Genomic DNA, 21,508 nt, shown 5'->3' with positions numbered 1-21,508 from the left:
AAGACGTCCGCGCTGCGTGGGCGGGAGATCCCCCGCTCTGGGGGCGAGCGTTGATTCGCCGGTGAATCAAAAACATGCGCTCCGTGCCCGTATCGGGTTGGCCGTGCACGCGCCGGTCCTTTCAGAACGGGGCGAGGCGATTCATGGCTCACCCCTTGCTTGTTTCAGGGAGGCAGGCGCGTCTCGGCGCGTTTGAACGACGACGGAAGGAGCGGATACCGGCATCAACGAATCCGGAATGCGGCGACAGGCGCCGGGCTCGTCAGCGTGCGTGCCGTGCCTGAGCGCACGTCGCGGCCGGTTGCCGACTCGTTCGAGTGTGCGGGCCGATACGCCGATACGCCGATACGCCGATACGCCGAAGCGACACGCCCACGCCCGCCCAATGCCGTTTCACGACGGCGGAGAGTGCGGTGACCGGATCGTGCTGGCACTGCGGCATACGTTCCATGAGCAGACAATAGGGGAGATGGGTCATGTGTGGCATCGTCGGCGCGGTCGCGCAACGGAACATCGTTCCGATTCTGATTGAAGGTTTGCGCCGCCTCGAATATCGCGGCTACGATTCATGCGGCGTGGCGACCGTCGTCGACGGCCAGGCGCGCCGCGAGCGCAGCGTGTCGCGCGTCGCCGATCTCGACGCGCACGTGCGCAGTGCAGGGCTGTCCGGCAGCACCGGCATCGCGCATACGCGCTGGGCGACGCACGGCGCACCCGCGACCTGCAACGCGCACCCGATCTTTTCACGCGACGAGATCGCGCTCGTGCACAACGGCATCATCGAGAATCACGAGTCGTTGCGTAGGCAACTATCGAACGAGCATTACGAGTTCGACGGCCAGACCGATACCGAGGTCGTCGCGCACCTGATCCACAGCAAGTATCGCGGCGACCTGCTCACCGCCGTGCGCGATGCGACGTCGCAGCTGCACGGTGCGTATGCGATCGCGGCATTCAGCAAGCACGAGCCGCACCGGCTGATCGGCGCGCGTGCCGGCTCGCCGCTGGTGGTCGGCCTGACGGACGACGAGTTCTTTCTCGCCTCCGACGCGCTTGCGCTGGCCGGCATCACCGATCGCTTCATCTTTCTCGAGGAAGGCGACATCGTCGAACTGACGCCGGGCGGCGTGCGGGTGCTCGCGCGCGGCGGCACGCCGGTCGATCGCCCGATCCAGACGGTCACGTCGACGCAGGGCGTGGTCGAGCTGGGGCCGTACCGCCATTTCATGCAGAAGGAAATCTTCGAGCAGCCGGAGGCTGTCGCCGCGACCATTCCCGATGCGGGGCTGTTCGATCCCGCGGCGTTCGGCCCGGATGCGCCGCGCGCGTTCCAGCAGATCGACAACGTGCTGATTCTCGCGTGCGGCACGAGTCACTATTCAGGCCTGACCGCCCGCCGCTGGCTCGAGACCATCGCGCGGCTGCCCGCGCAGGTCGAGATCGCGAGCGAATACCGCTACAGCGATGCGCTCGCGCTGCCGAACACGCTGGTGGTCAGCGTGTCGCAATCGGGCGAGACCGCCGACACGCTCGCCGCGCTCAAGTACGCACAGGCGCTTGGTCATATGGACACGCTCGCGATCTGCAACGTGCCGACCAGCGCGATGATGCGCCAGACCGGCATGCGGTTCCTCACGCGCGCCGGCCCGGAAATCGGCGTCGCGTCGACCAAGGCATTCACCACGCAACTCGTCGCGCTGTTCATTCTCGCGGTGACGCTCGGCCGGTTGCGCGGTTACGTCGACGACGCGCAGCTCTCCCGCTATACGACGCAGCTGCGACGACTGCCGCGCGCGCTCGAGGACGTGCTCGCGCTGGAGCCGCAGATCGAGCGCTGGGCAGCGGAATTCTCGCGGCACGAGAACGCGCTGTTCCTCGGGCGCGGGCTGCATTACCCGATCGCGCTCGAAGGCGCGCTGAAGCTGAAGGAGATTTCGTATATCCACGCGGAAGCGTATCCGGCAGGCGAGCTGAAGCACGGGCCGCTCGCGCTCGTGACGCACGCGATGCCGGTCGCGACGATCGCGCCGAACGACGCGCTGCTCGAGAAGCTCAAGTCGAACATGCAGGAAGTGCGGGCGCGCGGCGGACAGCTTTACGTGTTCGCCGATGCGGACACGCAGATCGACAACGGCGAGGGCGTGTCGGTGCTGCGGATGCCGGATTACTACGGGCTGCTGTCGCCGATCCTGCACGTCGTGCCGCTGCAGTTGCTTGCGTATCACGCGGCGTGCCTGCGCGGCGCGGATATCGACAAGCCGAGGAACCTGGCGAAATCGGTGACGGTCGAGTGACGGGAAGGGCGCGACGTCGGGAGACCGCTTCCGCGCAATGCGGGGCGGCCTTTGCCGGGAATCGGAAAGGCGGCCGGTGGCCCGGCATGACCGGGCGCGCCGGGCTCGAAACGGCACAGTCACGCCGCCGCATTCGTGCGAAGATTAACGACGTTCCGATACCCGAACCCGAGACCGCCGTGACCCGATCGAACTCCGAGCGCAACCCGCACGCCGCCCATCCGCCGTGGATGCCCGTTGCGCTGGCCGAGCTGGGCATTCGCCGTTTCCCGCCCGGCAGCATCAATCCGCGCATCGTCGAATACAACAACCACACGAATCTCGTCGGCTACGACGACAAGATTTCGTGGTGCTCGTCGTTCGTCAACTGGTGCATGACGCGTGCGGGCATCCGCGGCACCGGTTCCGCGCTCGCGCGTTCGTGGCTCGAATGGGGGCGGCCGCTGGAGCGGCCGGTGTACGGCTGCATCGCGATCCTGACGCGCGACGATCCCGTGAGCTGGAAGGGCCATGTCGGCTTCTACCTGCGTCACGACGACGAGCACGTGCACCTGTTCGGCGGCAATCAGCTCGAAGCGGTGCGCGAGCTCGCGTATCCGGTGGGTGAAGTGATCGGATATCGGTGGCCCGACGTCGGGTGAGCGTGTCGTATCGATCTCCGCAGCGAATGCCGGGACGCCCACCCGCGCTGCCCGGGGTCCGCGCTGGCACGCGTCCGACGCGACAATGCGCCCGTTGCGGCCACTACGCCCATTACGGCCGGCCGGCTGGGCGGCCGCCTGCATCGCCGCCAACAGGCACCGCTCGCACGGTATGCTTCATAAGCGCACAACCGGGTGTTCGATATCGGAGGGTGGCCGCCGTTACTCCTTCACGGCAGGGGCTGCCGCCGCGACGGTCGCGGCTTGCGCTTCCGTCCCGCTCGCCGCGTCGTTCCTGCTCCACCCGCCGCCAAGCGACCGATATAGCGCAACCGCCGCCAGCGCATGCTCGCGCTTGACCTGATTGAGCGCATCCGAATCCCGCAGATACACCTCCTGCGCGGACAGCACGTCCAGAAAATCCGTCGCGCCGCCCTTGTAGAGCTGGTTCGCCAGCCCGAGCGCCTTGTCGGACGCCGCGAGCGCGCTGTCGAGCCGCCGCGCCGCCTCATCGTTGCTGACGAGGTTCGCCCGCGCATCCTCGACTTCCCGCAGCGCCTGCAGCATCGTCTGCCGCAACCCGAGTTCCGACTCGCGCATCCGGCTTTCGCTCTGCGTGATGTCGGCCGTGATGCGCCCGGCGTTGAAGATCGGGCTCGTCGCGCTCAACGCCGCGCTGAACAGGTTGTCGGTCAGCGTCGGCAAGCCGAGATACGACGCGGCCAGGATCCCGTCCGTCAGGTTCAGCGAGAACTTCGGATATCGCTCGGCCTTTGCGACACCGACCTGCGCCGCGCGCCGCTCGACTTGCGCATAAGCGGTGAGCACGTCCGGCCGGCGCAGCAGCGCCTGCGAAGGCAGCGTGGCGGGCGATCCGGCCGGCGGCGCGGGAATCGCGCCGGCCTGCGCGAGCACCAGCCGGTCGACCGACTCCGGCGTGCGGCCCGAATACACGGCGATCAGGTTGAGCTGATGCGCGATCTGCGCCTTGGTCGGCGGAATCCTCGCTTCGAGCGCATCGAGCTGGTTCTGCGCGCGCGTGACATCGAGTTCCGTAGACAGCCCGAACGCCTGCCGCTTGCGCGTGAGTTCGAGCGCATGTTGGCGGATCGCCGCGTTGTCCTGAAGAATCTTCAGTTCCTGCTGCGCCCAGCGCAGGTCGACATAGGCGGACGCCGCATCGGCCGCGAGTGCGAGCCGCATCGCGTCTTCCGCATGCTTCTGCCCGACCAGTTCCGCCTGCGCGGCCAGCAGGTCGAGCCGTTCGCCGCCGAACACGTCCGGCGACCAACTCAGTGCGAGCCCCGCGCCGGCCTGCCGCACATAGCCGAGCGGCGGCGGCGTGTTCTGGCGCGCGTCGGCCGCATGCGCGGTCGCGTCGAGCTCGGGCAGCAGCACCGCGCGCTTCTGCACGGTCAGCGCCTGCGCCTGCTTCACGCGTTCGGCGGCGGCCTGCAGATCGAGGTTGCCGTCGAGCACGGTTGCGATCAGCCGGTCGAGCACGGGATCGTGGAACTGGGCCCACCACGCGGCGGCGTCGATGTCCGCGCGCGGCACGTCGGTGTCCCACGCGCCGGGAGCGAGCGATTGAACGGAGTCGGGCAGCGCGGGATGCTGCGCGGGCTGCACCGCGCAGCCGGCGGCGAGTGCGCTGACGGCGAGGGCGACGAGGAGCTTTTTCATGATGAGGATCTCAGTGCGCGTCCGGCGGCGGCGCGTTCAGGGTGATGGGGCGCGAAAACGCGACGGCGACCAGCGCGACGACGAAGCACAGCGACAGCGCGTAGTACGCATCGGCGTAGGTCAGCGTCAGCGCTTCGCGGTAGATCAGGTGGTGCAGATTCGCGAGGCTGGCCTGCGCGGTATCGAGCGTGTTGCCGGCCACGGAAGTCCAGTACGCGGCCTGGCGATCGAGCAGCGATGCGACCTGCGGCTCGCCGGCGCTCACGTGCTCGTTCAGGCGCAGATAGTGGAAGTTCACGCGGTCGTTGAGCATCGTCGCGCTGACCGCGATACCGATCGCGCCGCCGAGGTTGCGCATCAGGTTGAACAGGCCGCTTGCCGATTTCAGGCGCGACTGCGGCAGCGAGCCGAGCGCCATCGTCACGATCGGCGGCACGCTGAACTGCTGGCCGATCCCGCGCAGCGCCTGCGGCAGCAGCAGTTCGCGCCAGCCCCAGTCGTGCGTGATCGGCGTGTACAGGTAACAGCCGAGGCCGAAACAGATCAGCCCGAACACCAGCAGCGCACGCATGCTGAAGTAGCGCGCGGCGAACGCATACGCGCAGAGCGCGATCAACTGAAACGCGCCAACGGACAGCAGCGCGATGCCGATCTGCAGCGAGCTGAACGCCCGCACCTGCGCGAGAAACAGCGGCGTGAGGAACACCGTCACGAAGATCCCGATGCCCGTCACGAACGACAGCAGGCTGCCGATCCCGAAGTTGCGCACGACGAGCGCGCGCAGGTCGACGATCGGATCGTCGGCGGTCAACGCGTGCACGATGAACAGGAAGCCGCAGATGGCGGAGACCCACGCGCAGATCAGGATCACGTCGTCGCTGAACCAGTTCTTGCGCGGGCCTTCCTCCAGCACGTATTCGAGGCAGCCGAGGAAGCCGGACATCAGCGCGATCCCGAGATAGTCGCCGCGCTTGATGAGGCTCAGGTCCGGCTCGTCGATATGCACGTAGCGCGGCACCAGTGCGGCCACCGCGATGCCCGGCACGAGGTTCAGGTAGAACAGCCAGTGCCACGACCATTGATCGGTGATCCAGCCGCCGATCACCGGCCCGATCGCCGGCGCGAGCGACGCGAGCGCACCGATCGTCGTCGACGCGATCAGCCGCTGCTTGCCCGGGAACAGCACGAACGCGGTCGTGAACACGGTCGGGATCATCGCGGCGCCGAGCGCGCCCTGCAGCCCGCGGAACAGAATCATCGAGTTGATGTCCCACGCGAGCCCGCACAGCATGCTCGTGATCGTGAAGCCGACGGCCGACGCGACGAACAGCCAGCGCGTCGACATCACTTTCGACAGCCAGCCCGACATCGGGATCACGATGATCTCGGCGATCAGGTAGGCGGTTTGCACCCACGACAGCTCGTCCTGGCTCGCGGAGAGGCCGCCGCCGATATCGCGCAGCGACGACGCGACGATCTGGATGTCGAGCGTCGCCATGAAGAAGCCGACGCACATCAGCGCGAACGCGAACACGCGCTGCTTCGTCGGTTGCGACGCGGGGTCGCCGGAAAACGAGGTGGTGGTCATCGTCGGCTCCCGCTCAGTTCGCGTGATCGGTGTGCACGGTCACGACCGCGGACAGGCCCGGGCGCAGCACCTGCTCGATGCCCGGCTGCGGATCGAGATGCACGCGCACCGGCACGCGCTGCACGATCTTCGTGAAGTTGCCGGTCGCGTTCTCGGGCGGCAGCACGCTGAAGGTCGCGCCGGTCGCGGGCGCGAGGCTGTCGACGCGGCCGTGCAGGCGCGTGCTCGATGCATCGAGCGCGACGTCGACGCGATCGCCCGCGCGCATCTTGCGCAGCTGGTCTTCCTTGAAGTTCGCATCGATCCACAGCCCCGACGTGGGCACCACGGTCAGCAGCGGCACGCCGACATTCGCGAGCATCCCGACGCGGCCCGTGCGGTTACCGACGTAGCCGTCGACCGGCGCGCGGATCGTCGTGTATTCGACGTTCAGCGCCGCGACGCGTTGCGCGGCGAGCGCCGTGTTCACGCGGGCGCGCGCATCGGCGAGCTGCGCGCCGAGCACGTCGAGCTGGCGCTTCGACGCGAGCAGCGCGGCATCGCTGCGCGCGACGGCCGCATCCGCCTTCGAATAGTCGGCGTCCGCGCGCTCGACGATCTGGTTCGACACCGCATCGGATTTCACGAGCTCGCGGTAGCGCACGCGGTCGGACGATGCACGCGTGAGCTCGGCCGACGACGCGTTTTTGTCCGCCGCATGCTGACCGATCACCGCGTATTGAAGCTGTTGCTTCGCTTCGAGTTCCGCAACCGCGGAGCGCGCGCTGTCGACTTCCGCGGTGGCCTGCGCGAGCTTCGCATCGTAGTCGCGCGCATCGAGCTGCACGAGCACGTCGCCGGCCTTCACGCGCTGATTGTCGGTCACGAGAATCTTGTCGACGAAGCCGTTCACCTTCGGCGCGAGCACCGTGACGTCGCCGCCGACATACGCATCGTCGGTGCTCTCCTGGAGGCGCAGCACCAACAGCCAGTCGAGCGTCGCGGCCGCGACCGCGACCACGACCACACCCACCGCGATCCGCATCCACGGCACGCGGCGTTGCTGCTTCGCTGGCCGTTCACTTGTGGCTGCCTCGCGCGAGGCAGCGGTTTGGGTCGTTTCCATCGATTCACCTATGTATATGCACTTATTGAAACGACCGACGACACGTCGCCGATCGGGGAAGTCGTCAATCGCGTTCCGGCAGGTGGTGCGTGATCCGGAACAATTCGTCTCTGAGGCGGGCCGCCCGGGCCGACCCGAACCGCTGCTCGAACGCTTCCTGCGCGGCGAGCCATTGCACGTGCGCGTCGGCGATCTTCGTCTCGCCGTGCGCGGTCAGCGCGAACGTCTGGCGGCGGCAACGCGGCTCGAGCCGGCCGGTCACCAGTGCCGCGCCGATCAGCGGCTTGAGGGCCCGCAGCAGCGCGGTGCGCTCGATCACCAGCACCGCCGACAGCGTCGCCATCGTCAGGCCCGGGCGCTCCCGCAGCAACGCGAGAATGCTGTACTGCGACGGCGTGACGCCCGCCCGCGACAGGTAGCGCTCGTAGAACTGCGAGATCCGCCGGGCGGCTTGCCGGACCGCGAAGCAATCATCGTCGGTAAGGATGGTCGTGTGCATGTGCACATACTAGGCGGGCAGCGGGCGCGAAGCGAGCGGCAGGGCGGGATCAGATTGGTGTCGTGGCTGTACCAATCGACGGCGGAACGACGCGTTGGCGCGCCGGATCAGGCCGCGGCGGGAACAATCGAGCCTTCGCGGTCGCAGTAGGCGGCCGTGTAGTCGATGAACGCCTTGACCTTCGCGGGCAGCAGCGCGCGGTTCGCGTAAGCGAGCTTGATGTCGACGAACGCGTCGACGAGATCGGCGCCTTCGAGCACCTGCACGAGCGCGCCCGATGCGAGCTCGGCTTCGACGAGCGTTCTCGGCACGGCGCCGATGCCGAAATCGTGCATCACCATTTCGCGGTTGAAGACGGGGCTGTTCGACGAGATGTCGAAGCTCAACGGCACGGTCACCGTGTCGCCGTCGACGCGGAACGACAGCGCGGGCCGCCGCAGCGACGGCGACATCGGCACGAACGCATGCTCGGCGAGCTGGGCCGGCGTGTCGGGGCGCGGATGCGCGCGCAGATACGCGGGCGTCGCGACGATCACCACCGGAATGCGTTCGACCAGCCGCACGACGGTCGTCTCGCTCGTCAGCATGTACGGCACGACGATGCCGATGTCGTAGCCTTCGCCGACGAGATCGACCGGGCGCTCGGTCAGCGTGACGTCGAGCCGGACCTTCGGATGCGCGGCCTTGAAGCCGGCGATCAGCGGCACGAGCCGGTTGAGCGCGGCCGTCGTGTGCGCGACGAGGCGCAGCAGCCCCTCCGGCTCGCGCGTATGCGACTGCGCCTGCGCCTCCAGCGAATCGAGTTCGTCGAGCACGGCCGCGCAGCGTTCGTAGATGCGCTCGGCGGTTTCGGTCAGCGAGACCTGGCGCGTGGTCCGGTGCAGCAGGCGGCTGCCGAAGCGCGCCTCGAGATCCGCGACCGCCCGCGACACGACCGGCCGCGCGAGGCCGTGTATGTCGGCGGCGCGCGTGAAGCTGCGCATTTCCACCACCGACCGGAAGATCCGCAACTTCTCGATGTAGTCCATGTCCGTCTCCTCGGGCGATGGCGGGGCGCGCCGCACGCACGGTCCGCCCACCACGATACCGCGGAGTGTACAATGACTTTATGCATATGCACATATAAATTGCCGATCATGAACGATACCCAGATGGCTCAGGCCTGCAATTGCCTCGCGCTGCGTCAGGCGGCGCGCTTCGTCACGCAACTCTACGAGCGGCATCTGGCCCCGGTCGGAGTCACGCCCGCGCAGTTCTCGATCATGGCGAACCTGTCGCGCCAGCCCGGTCTCGTGATGAGCGAACTCGCCGATACGCTGGTGATGGATCGCACGACGCTGCTGCGCGCGCTGAAGCCGCTGCAGCGCGACGGGTTGGTTGCCGCGGCCGCATCCGCGCATGATGCGCGCGCGCATGCGCTGAGCCTGACGAAGCTCGGCGAGCGCACCTACGCGCAGGCAAAAGTCGCGTGGCAGGCTGCGCAGGACGACTTCGAGACGCAGTTCGGCCGCGGCCGGGCCAAGGCGCTGCGCGACGAGCTGTTCAGCCTGACGGCGCAACGCTAGGCGCCACGCGCGCGGCAGCGCGGTAGTATGACAAAAGCGATCCGGATCCACCGGACGAGACACGAGGAGCACCCCCATGCTGCAGTTGAGCGAGCGCGACGACGCGATGTTGCGCGGCGCATTCGGCGACGGCGTCGCGCGCGCGATGCGGATCGTCGCGCGCACGGCCCGAGTCATGTCGGCGCCGAGCCTGATCGACATCACGTCCGCGCATATCGACGGCTGTCTTTATCACGGCCGGACGAGCCTCGATTTCGTCGAGTATTTCGTCGACACCGGCGCGCGAGTCGCGGTGCCGACCACGCTGAACGTCGGGTCGCTCGACCTGATCCACCCCGAGCTGTATCACGGCGACCGCGCGATCCAGCGCGACGCGCAGCGGCTGATGGATGCGCACCTGCAGCTCGGCTGCGAATCGAGCTTCACGTGCGCGCCGTATCAGCTGAAGAATCGTCCGCGGCTCGGCGAGCAGATCGCGTGGGCCGAATCCAATGCGATCGTGTTCGCCAATTCGGTACTCGGCGCGCGCACCAGCCGCTACGGCGATTTTCTCGACCTGGCTGCCGCGATCACCGGCCGCGCGCCGTATGCGGGCCTGCACGTCGAATCGAACCGCGCGGCGCGGATCGTGTTCAACGCGCCAGAGTTCGGCAACCGGCCGTCGCGCGACATCTATTTCGCCGCGCTCGGCTTGCTGATCGGCAGGATCGCCGGCGCAACGGTGCCCGCGATCGTCGGGCTACCCGCGGATACCACTGAAGACGAGCTCAAGGCGCTGGGTGCGGCCGCCGCATCGAGCGGCGCGGTCGCGCTGTTTCATGCGGTGGGCGTGACGCCCGAGGCGCCGACGCTCGACGCCGCGTTGCACGGCCGAGCGGCCGAACGCACGGTCGACGTTACGATGGCCGATCTGGATGAAATCCGCCGCACGCTGAACCACGGCGCGGCCGGCGATGCGCTCGTCGCCGTCGCGCTCGGCACGCCGCACTTCTCGCTGGCCGAGTTCCGCACGCTCGACGCGCTGCTCGATCAGTTCGACGGCAACCCGAAGTGCGATTTCTACGTAAACACGAGCCGCTTCATCCTGTGGGAGCTGGGCGAACTCGGGCTCGCTTCGAAATTCGACGCGCGCGGTATCCAGATCGTCGTCGACACCTGCACGTACATCACGCCGGTGATGAAGCAACTGTCGGGGCTCGTGATGACCAATTCGGGGAAGTGGGCGTCGTATGCGCCCGCGAACATCGGCGTCACGGTCGCGTACGGCAGCATGCGCGAATGCGTGCGCTCCGCGTTCGAAGGAAAGGTGCGATTCGATGACTGATGCAACGATCGGGCAACTGACGGGCGACACGCTCGTGCCGGGCAGCGCGTGCGCAACGACGCTCGTGCTCGACAAGCCGCTCAGTTTCTGGGGCGGCTACGACTCGGGCGCGGGGCGCATCGTCGATCGCGGGCATCCGCAGGCAGGCGCGAGCCTGGCAGGCCGGATCATGGTGATGCCGCACGCGAAGGGCTCGAGCTCGAGCAGCAGCGTGCTCGCGGAAGCGGTGCGCAACGGCACGGGGCCGGTCGGGATCGTGCTGAAGGAGCGCGACCTCATCATCTCGATCGGCGCGATCGTCGCCGCCGAACTCTATGCGATCGCGGTGCCGGTGGTGTGCGTGACGGACGCCGTGTATGACGCGATCGTCGCCGCGACCGGCGACGTGCGGATCGAGGCAGGCGAGGGCGACGGCGGCGCACGGATCTACGTCGGCGGCTGACGCATCGCGCTTGCGCGACCCTTCCGGCTTACTCGTGCGCCAGGTTTCCCGCCGCCGCGTCCCGATAGGCGCTCGGCGTCTGCCCGGCCCACCTGCGGAACGCTCGCGTGAAATTCGCCGGGTCGGTGAATTGCAGCCGCTCGGCGATCGTCTTCAGGTCGAGATCCGACGCCGACAGCAATTGCTTCGCGTCGCGGAATCGCGCTTCGTCCAGCAGTTGCCGATAGCTCGACCCGGCCTCCTCGAGCCGGCGCCGCAACGTGCGCGTCGACACGAGCAGCGCATCCGCGAGCGCCTCCGGGCTCGAATAATCGCCGGCCGTCCGCGCCAGTTCCGCCCGCACGCGCTCGACGAGATCGCCTTCTTCCTGGCGGACTTGCGCATATTCACGCTCGACCTGCACGAGCGCCTGCCGGTGCGCGACTTCGTCGGCGAGCGGCAGCGGCCAGTCGAGCACGTCGCGCGCGATCCATAGTGCGTTCGCCGCGCAGCCGAACTCGACCGGCGGCAACTGATCGCGATAACGCGCGAAATAGCCGGGTTCCGGCCACGTGAAGCGCAGCGCGATCGGCGGCGACGCGCGCCCGGACCACTGCGCGATGTTCTGCGCGAGCCCCGTCAGCACGAATTCGAACATCACGTGATGCTGCAGCACGGGGCTTGCCTGCACGCCGTGCAGTTCGAGCGTCGCGCCGCGTTCGTCTTCCGCGTAGGTCAGACGATATTGGCGGTTGCGCATCCGGAAGTAGCGCTGCGTGACGACCAGCGCGTCGCGGATGTCCCGCGCGGTCAGCGTCGCGTAGCCGAGAAAGCCGTGCACGGTCGGCTTCAGCAGCAGCCCGAACGCGAGCCCGATGCCGGGATCGCCGCCGATCTCGATCGCGTTGAGCACCAGCCGGCCCCATTGCGAGGGCGCGACGCGCGCGTCCGGTTCGGCCAATACCGCGTCGCGCAGCCCGGTGCCCGCGCGCACGGCGGCCAGATCGACGCCGCGCGCGGCCAGCGCCTGCAGCAACAGGCGCGTATAGGCGACCGGAATCGTCGGCCGGCGTAGCCCGAGGTGATCCTTGCGTGATGGAGCGGTCATGTCGATTTGGCCGGAAATGACAAGCATTATGGCTGTTTGCCCCCTCACGTTCAAGGTGGCGCACGGCCTACGATCACACTCATCGCATCCCGGCAGAATCATCATGACGACCTCCTTTCCCCATCTCCTCGCGCCGCTCGATCTCGGCTTCACGACGCTGAAGAATCGCGTGCTGATGGGTTCGATGCACACGGGCCTCGAGGACAGCCGCAAGACGCTGCCGCGCCTCGCCGACTATTTCGCCGAACGCGCCCGCGGCGGCGTCGGCCTGATCGTGACCGGCGGCTTCGCGCCGAACGTGGCCGGCTGGACCAAGCCGTTCGGCGGCACGCTGATGACGTCGGCCGGCGCGCGGCGCCATCGCGTGATCACCGACGCCGTGCATGCGGACGACGGCAAGATCGCGCTGCAGATCCTGCATACCGGCCGCTACGGTTACCACCCGTTCGCGGTCGCGCCGTCGAAGATCAAGTCGCCGATCTCGCCGTTCGCGCCGCACGAACTCAGCGCGCGCGGCGTCGAGCGGCAGATCCGCGCGTTCGTCCGCTGCGCGCAGCTCGCGCGCGAAGCCGGCTACGACGGCGTCGAGATCATGGGCTCCGAGGGCTACCTGATCAACCAGTTCATCTCGATGCATACCAACAAGCGCAACGACCAGTGGGGCGGCTCGTACGAAAACCGGATCCGCCTGCCGATCGAGATCATCGAGCGCACGCGCGAAGCGGTCGGGCGCGATTTCATCCTGATCTACCGGCTGTCGATGCTGGACCTGATTCCGGACGGCAGCGACTGGCGCGAGACCGTGCAGCTCGCGAAGGCCGTCGAGCGCGCCGGTGCGACCATCATCAACACGGGGATCGGCTGGCATGAGGCGCGCGTGCCGACGATCGCGACGTCGGTGCCGCGCGGCGCGTTCGCATGGGTGACGAAGAAGATGAAGGGCGAGGTCGGCATTCCGCTCGTGACGACCAACCGGATCAACCGGCCCGAAGTGGCCGAGCAGATTCTCGCGGACGGCTGCGCGGACATGGTGTCGATGGCGCGTCCGCTGCTCGCGGATGCCGAGTTCGTCGTCAAGGCCGCGCAGGGCCGCGCCGACGAGATCAACACCTGCATCGGCTGCAACCAGGCGTGTCTCGACCATGCGTTCAAGAACAAGATCGCATCGTGCCTGCTGAACCCGCGCGCATGCCACGAGACGGAGCTGACCTACACGCGCGTGCAGCAGCCGAAGCGCATCGCGGTGGTCGGTGCGGGGCCTGCCGGGCTCGCGTGTTCGACCGTGCTCGCGCAGCGCGGCCATCACGTCGAACTGTTCGACGCGGCGCCGGAGATCGGCGGCCAGTTCAACATGGCGAAGCGGATTCCGGGCAAGGAGGAGTTCGACGAAGCGCTGCGTTACTTCGGCCGGCAGGTCGAGCTGACCGGCGTGAAGCTGCACCTGAATCGCCGCGTCGACGCGAGCGACCTGATCGCGGGCGGCTACGACGAGATCGTGCTCGCGACCGGCGTCGCGCCGCGCGACCCGAAGATCCCCGGGCAGGACGGGCCGAACGTGCTCAGCTATATCGACGTGCTCGCCGGCCGGCGGCCGGTCGGCCGCCGTGTCGCGGTGGTCGGCGCGGGCGGCATCGGCTTCGACGTCGCCGAGTATCTGGTGCAGGACGGCGAGTCGCCTGCTCTGGACCTGGAAGAATGGAAAGCGGAGTGGGGCGTGACCGACCCGGCCGCGACGCGCGGCGGCGTGACGCGCGCGCAGGTCGCCGCGCCCGCGCGCGAAGTGACGCTGCTGCAGCGCAAGGCCGCGCCGCTCGGCAAAGGCCTCGGCAAGACGACCGGCTGGATTCACCGCGCGACGCTGAAGATGAAGCAGGTGAAGATGATCGGCGGCGTGAACTACGAGCTGATCGACGCGCGCGGGTTGCACGTGTCGTACGGCGAGCAGCGTACCGACCACGAGCTGATCGAAGCCGACACGATCGTGCTGTGCACGGGGCAGGAGCCGCAGCGCGCGTTGCTCGCGCCGCTGCAGGCGGCCGGACGCCCGGTGCATCTGATCGGCGGCGCGGAACTGGCGGCCGAACTCGACGCGAAGCGGGCGATCGATCAGGGCTCGCGTCTTGCGGCGCGGTTGTAACGGGTAGCCGGCCGCGCGACGGTGGCTGGCGATCCCCGGTCCCGATGCTGCTGCCCGGATGCCGGCACATGCCGCCATGCGCTGAACGGATGGTCCGCGTCGCCATGCAACGTGGCGACGCGATCCTCGCAGATATCGATCTGCCGCCGGCCGGCGTGGGTCAGGCCGCTTCGGCCCGTTCTTCCTCTTCCGCTTCGAGCATCGCCTTGACGATCAGATAGATGGCCGGCAGGTCGTCGTCGTCGCGACGCCAGTCGACCGGCTCCTCGACGTCCGCGGCAACCAGCCGGCTGTCGCGCAGGCGGATGAACGCGTCGACGACCGCCGGATCGTTGCGGCTCAGGAAACCTGCGTTCGAGAATGCGAGCTCCTCGACGTTCAGCAGCGCCTGCCAGCTCATCGTGCGGACGGCCGCCGGATGCGTGCGGCGTCGCAGGCCGAGCGCGCGCTGCGCGGGGCCGCCGGCGACGCGCTGCAGGTCGACCACCGCTCGCTGCGCGGCACGCTCGAAGTGGACGGGGTTGAAGCCGGGCCGCTCGGGATCGAATGCGGATGACTGAAACATGGTCGCCTCACAAAAGTCCGTCCGTCATGGGTGACGGAATTCGGGTCAAATGGTACAAAAGCACTGTAAATATATACAGTGTTCGAGGCGGTTTCAAGTACTGAATGAACGTGCGGGGTGCAGCGACCGGTTTCGGATCGTCGCAATGAGCGATCGCACCCGTCGGCCCAGCGATTCAGACGGAAGCGGCGATCGTTTCCCGCAACCATCGATGCGCGGGATCGCGATGCACGCGTTCGTGCCACAGCATCGACATCTCGTAGCCGGGCACCTCGACCGGCGCGTCCACCACGCGCAATGCGGGTGTGTCGCGCACCAGTCGCTCGGGCAGCATCGCCACCAGGTCGGTCGTGGCGACGGCCGTCATCACGAACAGGAAATGCGGCACCGACAGCACCACGCGTCGCGTGGCGCCGGCCTTCGCGAGCGCGTCGTCGGTCACGCCGAAGAAGCCGCCGCCGTCGGGCGAGACGATCACGTGTTCCAGCGCGGCGAACTGCGCGAGCGTGGGCCGCCGCTTCAGCTTCGGATGACCGGCGCGGCCGACCAGCACGTAGCGCTCGACGAACAACGGCAGGCGCCGCATCCCTTCCGGCGATCCGTCGGTGGTATGGAACGCCAGGTCGATGCCGTTGCGCTCGGCATCCTGCTCGATGCGCGGCGGCACCAGTTCGACGATGGCGAGCCGCGTGGCGGGGCGCGGCCGACCGCAGCGTGTTCAGCGCGGGCAGCACGATCGTCGATTCGCCATAGTCGGTCGCGGCGACCCGCCATGTGTTCGTCGCGGTCGCCGGCTCGAACGGCGTGGCCGTCAGCACCGCGCGCTCCACCGCCTCCAGTGCATCGCGCAGCGGCTCACGCAGCGCTTCCGCGCGCGCCGTCGGCCGCATTCCGCGCGGCCCCGGCAGCAGCAGCGGATCGCCGAACAGGTCGCGCAGTTTCTGCAACTGCACGCTGACCGACGGCTGTGACATGTTCAGTTTTTCCGCCGCGCGCGTGACGTTGTGCTCCGCGAGCAGCACGTCGAGCGTGACCAGCAGGTTCAGGTCCAGTCGTCTGAGATTGTTCATCGCTATACCTGGAATATCCGGAATTCATTTCCAATATACCTTCGGCGGCGGCATCCTGCAGTCATGCAATCCACGGAGCAGTGAAATGAATGTACTGATCGTCTATGCCCATCCCGAACCGCGTTCGCTGAACGGCGCGTTGCGCGATTTCGCGGTCGCGCATCTCGAGGCGGCAGGCCATGCCGTGCAGGTGACGGATCTGTATGCGATGAACTGGAAGGCCGCCTTCGACGCGAATGACGTGACCGACCGTGCGCCCGACGCGCGCTTCGATCCCGTGCTCGATTCGAAGCGCGCGTTCGAGACGGGCACGCAGCGCGACGACATCGCGCGCGAACAGGAAAAACTGAAGTGGGCCGACGCGGTGATCCTGCAGTTTCCGCTGTGGTGGTTCTCGATGCCGGCGATCATGAAGGGCTGGGTCGAGCGCGTGTATGCGTACGGTTTCGCGTATGGTGTCGGCGAGCATTCCGACCGGCATTGGGGCGACCGCTACGGCGAAGGTTCGCTCGCGGGCAAGCGTGCGATGGTGATCGTCACGACCGGCGGCTGGGAGTCGCACTACAGCGCGCGCGGCATCAACGGGCCGATCGACGACGTGCTGTTCCCGATCCAGCACGGGATCCTGTATTACCCGGGGTTCGACGTGCTGCCGCCGTTCGTGATCTACCGCACGGGAAGGATGGACGACGCGCGCTTCGACGAAATACGGGCGGCGCTCGGCAAGCGTCTGGACGAACTGTGGAGCGCGCAGCCGATTCCGTTCCGGCGGCAGAACGCGGGCGACTACGAGATCCCGGCGCTGACGCTCAAGGAGGTGATCGCGCCCGGCACGGTGGGATTTGCCGCGCATCTGGCCGCGGAGCAATGATCGTCACGGCATCATCGTGATGCGCGGCGATGCCTGAAGCAGGCCTCGTAAAACCACACGGGCGCGCGGCGAGAACATCGCCGGGCGCCCGTGTCGCGTGTTTCGCGGCCGTTCGATGACGGCGCGTCCCACACTCACTTACCGATCATCTTCCCGCACCGAAGACGGATGTCGGCACAGCGCCCGCACTTCCATCTCCATATACGGAAACAACGGCAGCTGACTCAGGATGTCATGCAGCTGCTGCACGCTGTCGACATCGAAGATGCTGACGTTCGCATACTGCCCGGCGATTCGCCACAGATGCCGCCAGACGCCTTCGTTCATCAGCCGCTGGCACATCGCCTTCTCTTCGGCCTTCAGCGTGGCCGCCTTGACCGGATCCATGTCCGTCGGCAGACGGACGGTCATTTCCACATGAAACAGCATCCTGCGCTCCTTGCGTTATCGATGCGTCGAACCGGGCGGCCGCTCAGGCCTGCGCGCGTGGCCGCTCGACTTCGCTCGCCGGCACGTCCTGCTTGTTCTTGAGCAGCGAGAAATCGAAGTCGATCAGCGCGAACTGCCCGTCGACGCCATACGGTTTGCCTTCCGCACCCTCGGCCTGCCTGACCTTCGGGATCAGCCCTTCGCGCGTCGCGAATGCGAAGTCGTCCCAGATGTGCGGATCGCCTTCGATGTTGATCTGCGTCGTCAGCTTACGATATCCGTCCGCGGAAACGAAGAAGTGGATGTGCGCCGGACGATGACCGTGACGGCCGAGCAGGTCGAGCAGTTGCTCGGTCTTGCTGCCCGGCGGCACGCTGTAGCCGACCGGCAGCACGCTGCGGAAGCTGTAACGGCCTTCGGCATCGGTGCGGATCGAGCGGCGCAGATTGAACGCCGGCTGCGACGCGTCGAAGTACGAGTAGTTGCCCAGATGGTTCGCGTGCCACACCTCGACGAGCGCGTTCGCGATCGGCGCGCCGTCCTGGCCGAGCACCTGGCCGCGCATGATCAGCGTCTGGCCCGGATCGGTGCCGTCGTCGAGACGCGCATGGCCGACCGATTCCGGCGCGCCCGCGACATACAGCGGGCCTTCGATCGTGCGCGGCGTGCCGCCGTGGAAGCCGGCCTTCTCCTCGGCCTCGTCCATTCGCACGTCGAGGAAGCGTTCGAGGCCGAGGCCTGCCGCGATCAGCCCGAATTCGCGGCCGGCTTCGTTCAGGTAGTTGAGCGCGGTCCAGAATTCGCTCGGCTGCACGTCGAAGTCCTCGATCGTGTAGCAGATGTCCTTCACGATGCGGTTGACGATCGCGCGCACGCGCGGGTTGCCGGGCTTTTCCGCGGCATCGTCGAAGGTCTTCAGCAGGGCATCGATGGCTTGCTTGTTCATCTGTGTCTCCGGTTTCGGTTGTCGTGTCGTGTGGGGTCAGCGGGCGTCGCGTCGCATCCGTTCGATGCGGGCCCAGTCGAAGGTGATGCCGAGGCCGGGCGTGGCCGGCAGGTGCAGCTTGAAATCCTCGTAACGCAGCGGCTCCACGAGGATTTCCTCGGTGAGCAGCAGCGGGCCGAACAGTTCGGTGCCCCATTTCAGCGAACCGAACGTGCTGAACAGTTGCGCGGACGCCATCGTGCCGGCCGCGCCTTCGAGCATCGTGCCGCCGTACAGGTCGATGCCGGCTGCCGACGCGATCGATGCGACGCTCGCCGCGCCGAGCAGGCCGCCCGATTGCGCGATCTTCACCGCGAACACGTCGGCCGCGCGATCCTGCGCGAGCGCGAACGCATCGACGGGGCCGTGCAGCGCTTCGTCGGCCATGATCGGAATCTGCGCGAGCTGCGTGAGGCGTTTCAGCCCCGCACGGTTGGTCGCGGCGATCGGCTGCTCGACGAGGCTCACGCCGGCTTCGGCGAGCCGGGCACCGGCGCGGATCGCATCGGTTTCGCTCCAGGCCTGGTTCACGTCGACGCGGACGTCGCCACGATCACCCAGTACGCGCTTGATCGCGATCACGTGCGCGACGTCGTCGTCGACCGCATTCGAGCCGATCTTCAGCTTGAACGCGCGATGGCGGCGCGCTTCGAGCATCGCCTCGGCTTCCGCGATGTCGCGCTGCGTGTCGCCGCTCGCGAGCGTCCATGCGACGTCGACCGCGTCGGTCGTGCGTCCGCCGAACAGCTCGGACAGCGGCACGCCGACGCGGCGCGCCTGCGCATCGAACAGCGCGGTCTCGAGCGCGCACTTCGCGAACCGGTTGCCCTGGAACAGCTTGCGCGCCCGCGCCATCGCGGCGCCCGGGCGCGTCGCGTCCATCCCTTGCAGCAGCGGCGCGAAGTAGGTGTCGATGTTGACCTTGATGCTCTCGGGGCTCTCCTCGCCGTACGCGAGACCGCCGATCGTGGTCGCCTCGCCGACGCCTTCGATACCGTCCGTGCATCGAACGCGGACCAGCACCAGGGTCTGGCAATTCATCGTGGCGACCGACAGTTTGTGGGGCCTGATCGTCGGCACGTCGACCAGCAATGTCTCGATGCGTTCGATGGTGGCGGCAGTTGCTATCATGCGATTCCTCCTGTTGGTGCACATGGTAGGAATTCCCGCCCGGCGTCGTCCAACACTCTTTCCGACTACTTCCATACCTTTGAGGCATGAAATGGAATTGCGCCAGCTCCGGTACTTCATCGCCGTCGCGGAGGAAATGAACATCACGCGGGCGGCGGAGCGGCTGCACATGACGCAGCCGCCGCTCAGCCGCCAGCTCCAGGCGGTCGAGGACGAGCTCGGATTGCCGCTGTTCGAGCGCGGCGCGCGGCCGCTGAAACTGACCGACGCGGGCCGGGTGTTCTATGCGCAGGCCAAGCGCGTGGTTGAGCAGGCCGACGAGCTCGGCCCGCTGACGCGGCGGCTCGCGCAGTTGTCGGAGCGGATCGTGATCGGCTTCGTGCCGTCGACGCTATATGGCGCGCTGCCGGACGTGATTCGCGCGTTTCGCGAGGCGCAGCCGGCCGTCGAGCTGTCGCTGATCGAAATGTTCACGCTCGAGCAGCTGGGGGCGCTGAAGGGCGGGCGGATCGACGTCGGCTTCGGGCGCCTGCGCTTCGACGACGACCAGCTCGTGCGCGAGGCGCTGATCGAGGAAAAGCTGATCGCGGCGCTGCCGGCCGGGCACCCGTTTGCCGATCCGGACCGGCCGCTGACGCTCGCGGACATCGCGAACGAGACGCTGATCGTCTATCCGAGCACGCCGCGGCCGAGTTTTGCCGATCAGCAGTTGTCCGCGCTGCGCGACGGCGCGCTCGTGCCTGCGGCCGTTCACGAGGTGCGCGAACTGCAGACGGCGCTCGGGCTCGTCGCCGCGCAGGTGGGCGTGTCGCTGGTGCCGGAAAGCGTGGAGGGCGTGCGGGTGAAGGGCGTCGTCTACCGGCGGCTGCCGGAACCGACGGCGACGTCGCCGATCATCATGAGCCGCCGGCTGCACGGCGAAAGCGCGGCGACGACGGCGTTCTGCGCGATTGCGCGGGAGATGATCGTGCCGGTGGTGTAGGGATGATTGCTTGCGGATGAACTGCAACTAACGGTCGGATTCGGCGCGCCCAGCCCAATGCGGAAAGGGCGACGCGATGCGATTTGCCGGGGACATGCCTACCGCTTCCCGTCGAGCGTCTCCGACGGCGACTCCCCGAATTTCTCCCGATACGCGAGCGCGAACCGCCCGAGGTGCGTGAACCCGCAATCGAGCGCGATGTCGGCGATTCGCCGCGCGGATCCGGGCTCGCGCAGCCATTCCCGCGCATGCTCGAGCCGCGTCGCGCGCAGGTATTGCATCGGGCTCATCCCGCGGAACTGCAGGAACGCGTCGCGCAGCGTCCGCTCCGGCACGTTGGCGGCCCGGACGATATCGGCGAGTTGCAGCGGCTGCGCATAGTGGGCGGCGATGAACTCCTGTGCGCGGCGCACGAAGCCCGGCGCCGGGTCGTGGCGCGAGCGCTGCAGCACCGACGGCGGGTGGCCTTCGATCAGCAGGTCGATCAGCAGGTGCTCGAGCTGCGACGCGACGCGCGGATTGGCGTTCGCGCGTTCGAGCAATTCGGGCGAGCGGGCGACGAGCATCAACTGCTGGCGCCACGCGGCGAGCGCGGCGTCGCTCATGTGCAGCACGGGGTCGAGCGTCGCGCGCGGGTCGCCGGTCAGCGAGCCGACGGTCGCCGCGTCGATGCGCAGCACGAACTGCTCGCAGTCGGCGGACAGCACCGCGTCGAAACGCTCGCCGGGCGCGCACAGCACGCCCGTCTGCCCGTCGACGCCGAGCCGGCGCCCCATCGCGTGCACTTCGGCCTGCCCGGACAGGCAGAACATCAGCAGGTAATAGCCGTCGACGGCGTCGACCTGCACGCGCATCGCGTCGCCGAATGCGATGGTGCCGATGCCAAGGCCGCCGAGCCGGACGAAATCCATGTGCGATGCGCCGTGCACGCGGCCGCTCGGCAGCAGCGCGTGCGGCTGCATCACGCGCGAGATCCGCTCGCGCGTCTCGTCGAGATCGCGGGATTCGAACAGCCGGTGCGCGCGCAGCGCGAGCGGCTCGAACGACGTTGGGGACATGGGCATCGGCCTTGGTGTGGACGCGCGCTTCGATCGGACGAATGGGTCGCGA

The 21,508-nt window shown here is 67.8% G+C and carries 19 protein-coding genes and 1 pseudogene; 8 read left to right on the top strand and 12 right to left on the bottom strand.

Annotation, left to right across the window (positions count from 1 at the left end):
* Window positions 1-476 precede the first annotated feature (476 nt).
* Together glmS and C7H84_RS10735 are read left to right on the top strand one after the other, a co-directional pair.
* Entirely contained in the window at window positions 477-2,294 is a 1,818-nt protein-coding gene (glmS, locus tag C7H84_RS10740; RefSeq protein ID WP_121858789.1) for a glutamine--fructose-6-phosphate transaminase (isomerizing), read from the top strand.
* Window positions 2,295-2,524: 230 nt separating this feature from the next.
* The gene (locus C7H84_RS10735) at window positions 2,525-2,935 is read left to right on the top strand and encodes a TIGR02594 family protein (protein ID WP_121858859.1); all 411 of its coding nucleotides are present in this window, start codon (window positions 2,525-2,527) and stop codon (window positions 2,933-2,935) included.
* Between the two features lie 222 nt (window positions 2,936-3,157).
* Here C7H84_RS10735 and C7H84_RS10730 read toward each other — a convergent pair whose 3' ends face one another.
* From C7H84_RS10730 to C7H84_RS10710, 5 genes are all read right to left on the bottom strand, one after another.
* Complete coding sequence (locus C7H84_RS10730; RefSeq protein WP_121858788.1) at window positions 3,158-4,618, bottom strand: efflux transporter outer membrane subunit; 1,461 nt, start codon at window positions 4,616-4,618, stop codon at window positions 3,158-3,160.
* Between the two features lie 10 nt (window positions 4,619-4,628).
* Window positions 4,629-6,206: a DHA2 family efflux MFS transporter permease subunit gene (locus tag C7H84_RS10725; RefSeq protein ID WP_121858787.1), complete on the bottom strand. Its 1,578-nt coding sequence runs from the start codon at window positions 6,204-6,206 to the stop codon at window positions 4,629-4,631.
* 13 nt (window positions 6,207-6,219) lie between these two features.
* Complete coding sequence (locus C7H84_RS10720; RefSeq protein WP_121858786.1) at window positions 6,220-7,311, bottom strand: HlyD family secretion protein; 1,092 nt, start codon at window positions 7,309-7,311, stop codon at window positions 6,220-6,222.
* 64 nt (window positions 7,312-7,375) lie between these two features.
* Complete coding sequence (locus tag C7H84_RS10715) at window positions 7,376-7,810, bottom strand: MarR family winged helix-turn-helix transcriptional regulator (RefSeq protein WP_121858785.1); 435 nt, start codon at window positions 7,808-7,810, stop codon at window positions 7,376-7,378.
* Between the two features lie 107 nt (window positions 7,811-7,917).
* Window positions 7,918-8,838: a LysR family transcriptional regulator gene (locus C7H84_RS10710; protein WP_121858784.1), complete on the bottom strand. Its 921-nt coding sequence runs from the start codon at window positions 8,836-8,838 to the stop codon at window positions 7,918-7,920.
* 108 nt (window positions 8,839-8,946) lie between these two features.
* Between C7H84_RS10710 and C7H84_RS10705 the strand changes: the two genes are divergently transcribed.
* From C7H84_RS10705 to C7H84_RS10695, 3 genes are all read left to right on the top strand, one after another.
* Window positions 8,947-9,375 carry a MarR family winged helix-turn-helix transcriptional regulator gene (locus C7H84_RS10705; protein ID WP_121858858.1) on the top strand — a complete coding sequence of 143 codons (429 nt, stop codon included), beginning with the start codon at window positions 8,947-8,949 and terminating at the stop codon, window positions 9,373-9,375.
* Between the two features lie 76 nt (window positions 9,376-9,451).
* Window positions 9,452-10,699 carry an aconitase X gene (locus C7H84_RS10700; RefSeq protein ID WP_121858783.1) on the top strand — a complete coding sequence of 416 codons (1,248 nt, stop codon included), beginning with the start codon at window positions 9,452-9,454 and terminating at the stop codon, window positions 10,697-10,699.
* Entirely contained in the window at window positions 10,692-11,141 is a 450-nt protein-coding gene (locus tag C7H84_RS10695; protein WP_121858782.1) for a DUF126 domain-containing protein, read from the top strand. The genes C7H84_RS10700 and C7H84_RS10695 overlap by 8 nt, the downstream gene beginning before the upstream one ends.
* 28 nt (window positions 11,142-11,169) lie before the next feature.
* Here the strand turns inward: C7H84_RS10695 and C7H84_RS10690 are convergent, their stop codons facing one another.
* Complete coding sequence (locus C7H84_RS10690) at window positions 11,170-12,255, bottom strand: AraC family transcriptional regulator (protein ID WP_121858781.1); 1,086 nt, start codon at window positions 12,253-12,255, stop codon at window positions 11,170-11,172.
* A 76-nt stretch (window positions 12,256-12,331) separates the two neighbouring features.
* Between C7H84_RS10690 and C7H84_RS10685 the strand changes: the two genes are divergently transcribed.
* Window positions 12,332-14,365: an NADPH-dependent 2,4-dienoyl-CoA reductase gene (locus C7H84_RS10685; RefSeq protein WP_121858780.1), complete on the top strand. Its 2,034-nt coding sequence runs from the start codon at window positions 12,332-12,334 to the stop codon at window positions 14,363-14,365.
* Window positions 14,366-14,525: 160 nt separating this feature from the next.
* On the opposite strand, the gene C7H84_RS10680 is transcribed toward C7H84_RS10685, so the two are convergent.
* Together C7H84_RS10680 and C7H84_RS10675 are read right to left on the bottom strand one after the other, a co-directional pair.
* Window positions 14,526-14,930, bottom strand: a complete 405-nt coding sequence (locus C7H84_RS10680; RefSeq protein WP_121858779.1) for a DUF2471 family protein — start codon at window positions 14,928-14,930, stop codon at window positions 14,526-14,528.
* 175 nt (window positions 14,931-15,105) lie between these two features.
* Window positions 15,106-16,000: pseudogene (locus C7H84_RS10675) on the bottom strand (LysR family transcriptional regulator).
* An 85-nt stretch (window positions 16,001-16,085) separates the two neighbouring features.
* Between C7H84_RS10675 and C7H84_RS10670 the strand changes: the two are divergent.
* On the top strand, window positions 16,086-16,871 hold the full coding sequence (locus C7H84_RS10670) for an NAD(P)H-dependent oxidoreductase (protein WP_121858778.1): 786 nt from the start codon (window positions 16,086-16,088) through the stop codon (window positions 16,869-16,871).
* 138 nt (window positions 16,872-17,009) lie between these two features.
* Here C7H84_RS10670 and catC read toward each other — a convergent pair whose 3' ends face one another.
* Genes catC through C7H84_RS10655 form a run of 3 tightly spaced genes read right to left on the bottom strand, consistent with a single transcriptional unit; the run spans window position 17,010 to window position 19,416 of the window.
* Window positions 17,010-17,300, bottom strand: coding sequence for a muconolactone Delta-isomerase (gene catC / locus C7H84_RS10665; protein ID WP_121858777.1), 291 nt, complete (start codon window positions 17,298-17,300; stop codon window positions 17,010-17,012).
* 43 nt (window positions 17,301-17,343) lie between these two features.
* Window positions 17,344-18,246, bottom strand: coding sequence for a catechol 1,2-dioxygenase (catA, locus tag C7H84_RS10660; RefSeq protein ID WP_121858776.1), 903 nt, complete (start codon window positions 18,244-18,246; stop codon window positions 17,344-17,346).
* Window positions 18,247-18,282: 36 nt separating this feature from the next.
* Window positions 18,283-19,416, bottom strand: coding sequence for a muconate/chloromuconate family cycloisomerase (locus C7H84_RS10655; RefSeq protein ID WP_121858775.1), 1,134 nt, complete (start codon window positions 19,414-19,416; stop codon window positions 18,283-18,285).
* A 91-nt stretch (window positions 19,417-19,507) separates the two neighbouring features.
* Between C7H84_RS10655 and C7H84_RS10650 the strand changes: the two genes are divergently transcribed.
* Window positions 19,508-20,398, top strand: coding sequence for a LysR family transcriptional regulator (locus tag C7H84_RS10650; protein WP_121858774.1), 891 nt, complete (start codon window positions 19,508-19,510; stop codon window positions 20,396-20,398).
* Window positions 20,399-20,496: 98 nt separating this feature from the next.
* On the opposite strand, the gene andR is transcribed toward C7H84_RS10650, so the two are convergent.
* Window positions 20,497-21,456 carry an anthranilate 1,2-dioxygenase regulatory protein AndR gene (gene andR, locus C7H84_RS10645; protein ID WP_121858773.1) on the bottom strand — a complete coding sequence of 320 codons (960 nt, stop codon included), beginning with the start codon at window positions 21,454-21,456 and terminating at the stop codon, window positions 20,497-20,499.
* Between the last annotated feature and the right edge of the window lie 52 nt (window positions 21,457-21,508).

The sequence above is a fragment of the Burkholderia sp. Nafp2/4-1b genome, assembly GCF_003635165.1.
GTDB lineage: Bacteria > Pseudomonadota > Gammaproteobacteria > Burkholderiales > Burkholderiaceae > Burkholderia.
Note: the sequence above shows the minus strand (reverse complement) of the source record. Positions and strands in the feature narration are given on the sequence as shown.

Excerpts from the sequence above, each read along its gene's own strand:
- C7H84_RS10680 (WP_121858779.1), bottom strand. The coding sequence starts at position 14,930 with ATGTTTCAGTCATCCGCATTCGATCCCGAGCGGCCCGGCTTCAACCCC.
- C7H84_RS10730 (WP_121858788.1), bottom strand. The coding sequence starts at position 4,618 with ATGAAAAAGCTCCTCGTCGCCCTCGCCGTCAGCGCACTCGCCGCCGGC.
- C7H84_RS10655 (WP_121858775.1), bottom strand. The coding sequence starts at position 19,416 with ATGATAGCAACTGCCGCCACCATCGAACGCATCGAGACATTGCTGGTC.
- C7H84_RS10720 (WP_121858786.1), bottom strand. The coding sequence starts at position 7,311 with ATGGAAACGACCCAAACCGCTGCCTCGCGCGAGGCAGCCACAAGTGAA.
- C7H84_RS10700 (WP_121858783.1), top strand. The coding sequence starts at position 9,452 with ATGCTGCAGTTGAGCGAGCGCGACGACGCGATGTTGCGCGGCGCATTC.
- catC (WP_121858777.1), bottom strand. The coding sequence starts at position 17,300 with ATGCTGTTTCATGTGGAAATGACCGTCCGTCTGCCGACGGACATGGAT.
- C7H84_RS10690 (WP_121858781.1), bottom strand. The coding sequence starts at position 12,255 with ATGCTTGTCATTTCCGGCCAAATCGACATGACCGCTCCATCACGCAAG.
- C7H84_RS10710 (WP_121858784.1), bottom strand. The coding sequence starts at position 8,838 with ATGGACTACATCGAGAAGTTGCGGATCTTCCGGTCGGTGGTGGAAATG.
- C7H84_RS10725 (WP_121858787.1), bottom strand. The coding sequence starts at position 6,206 with ATGACCACCACCTCGTTTTCCGGCGACCCCGCGTCGCAACCGACGAAG.
- andR (WP_121858773.1), bottom strand. The coding sequence starts at position 21,456 with ATGTCCCCAACGTCGTTCGAGCCGCTCGCGCTGCGCGCGCACCGGCTG.
- C7H84_RS10715 (WP_121858785.1), bottom strand. The coding sequence starts at position 7,810 with ATGCACACGACCATCCTTACCGACGATGATTGCTTCGCGGTCCGGCAA.
- C7H84_RS10650 (WP_121858774.1), top strand. The coding sequence starts at position 19,508 with ATGGAATTGCGCCAGCTCCGGTACTTCATCGCCGTCGCGGAGGAAATG.
- C7H84_RS10685 (WP_121858780.1), top strand. The coding sequence starts at position 12,332 with ATGACGACCTCCTTTCCCCATCTCCTCGCGCCGCTCGATCTCGGCTTC.
- catA (WP_121858776.1), bottom strand. The coding sequence starts at position 18,246 with ATGAACAAGCAAGCCATCGATGCCCTGCTGAAGACCTTCGACGATGCC.
- C7H84_RS10735 (WP_121858859.1), top strand. The coding sequence starts at position 2,525 with ATGCCCGTTGCGCTGGCCGAGCTGGGCATTCGCCGTTTCCCGCCCGGC.
- C7H84_RS10695 (WP_121858782.1), top strand. The coding sequence starts at position 10,692 with ATGACTGATGCAACGATCGGGCAACTGACGGGCGACACGCTCGTGCCG.
- C7H84_RS10670 (WP_121858778.1), top strand. The coding sequence starts at position 16,086 with ATGAATGTACTGATCGTCTATGCCCATCCCGAACCGCGTTCGCTGAAC.
- glmS (WP_121858789.1), top strand. The coding sequence starts at position 477 with ATGTGTGGCATCGTCGGCGCGGTCGCGCAACGGAACATCGTTCCGATT.
- C7H84_RS10705 (WP_121858858.1), top strand. The coding sequence starts at position 8,947 with ATGAACGATACCCAGATGGCTCAGGCCTGCAATTGCCTCGCGCTGCGT.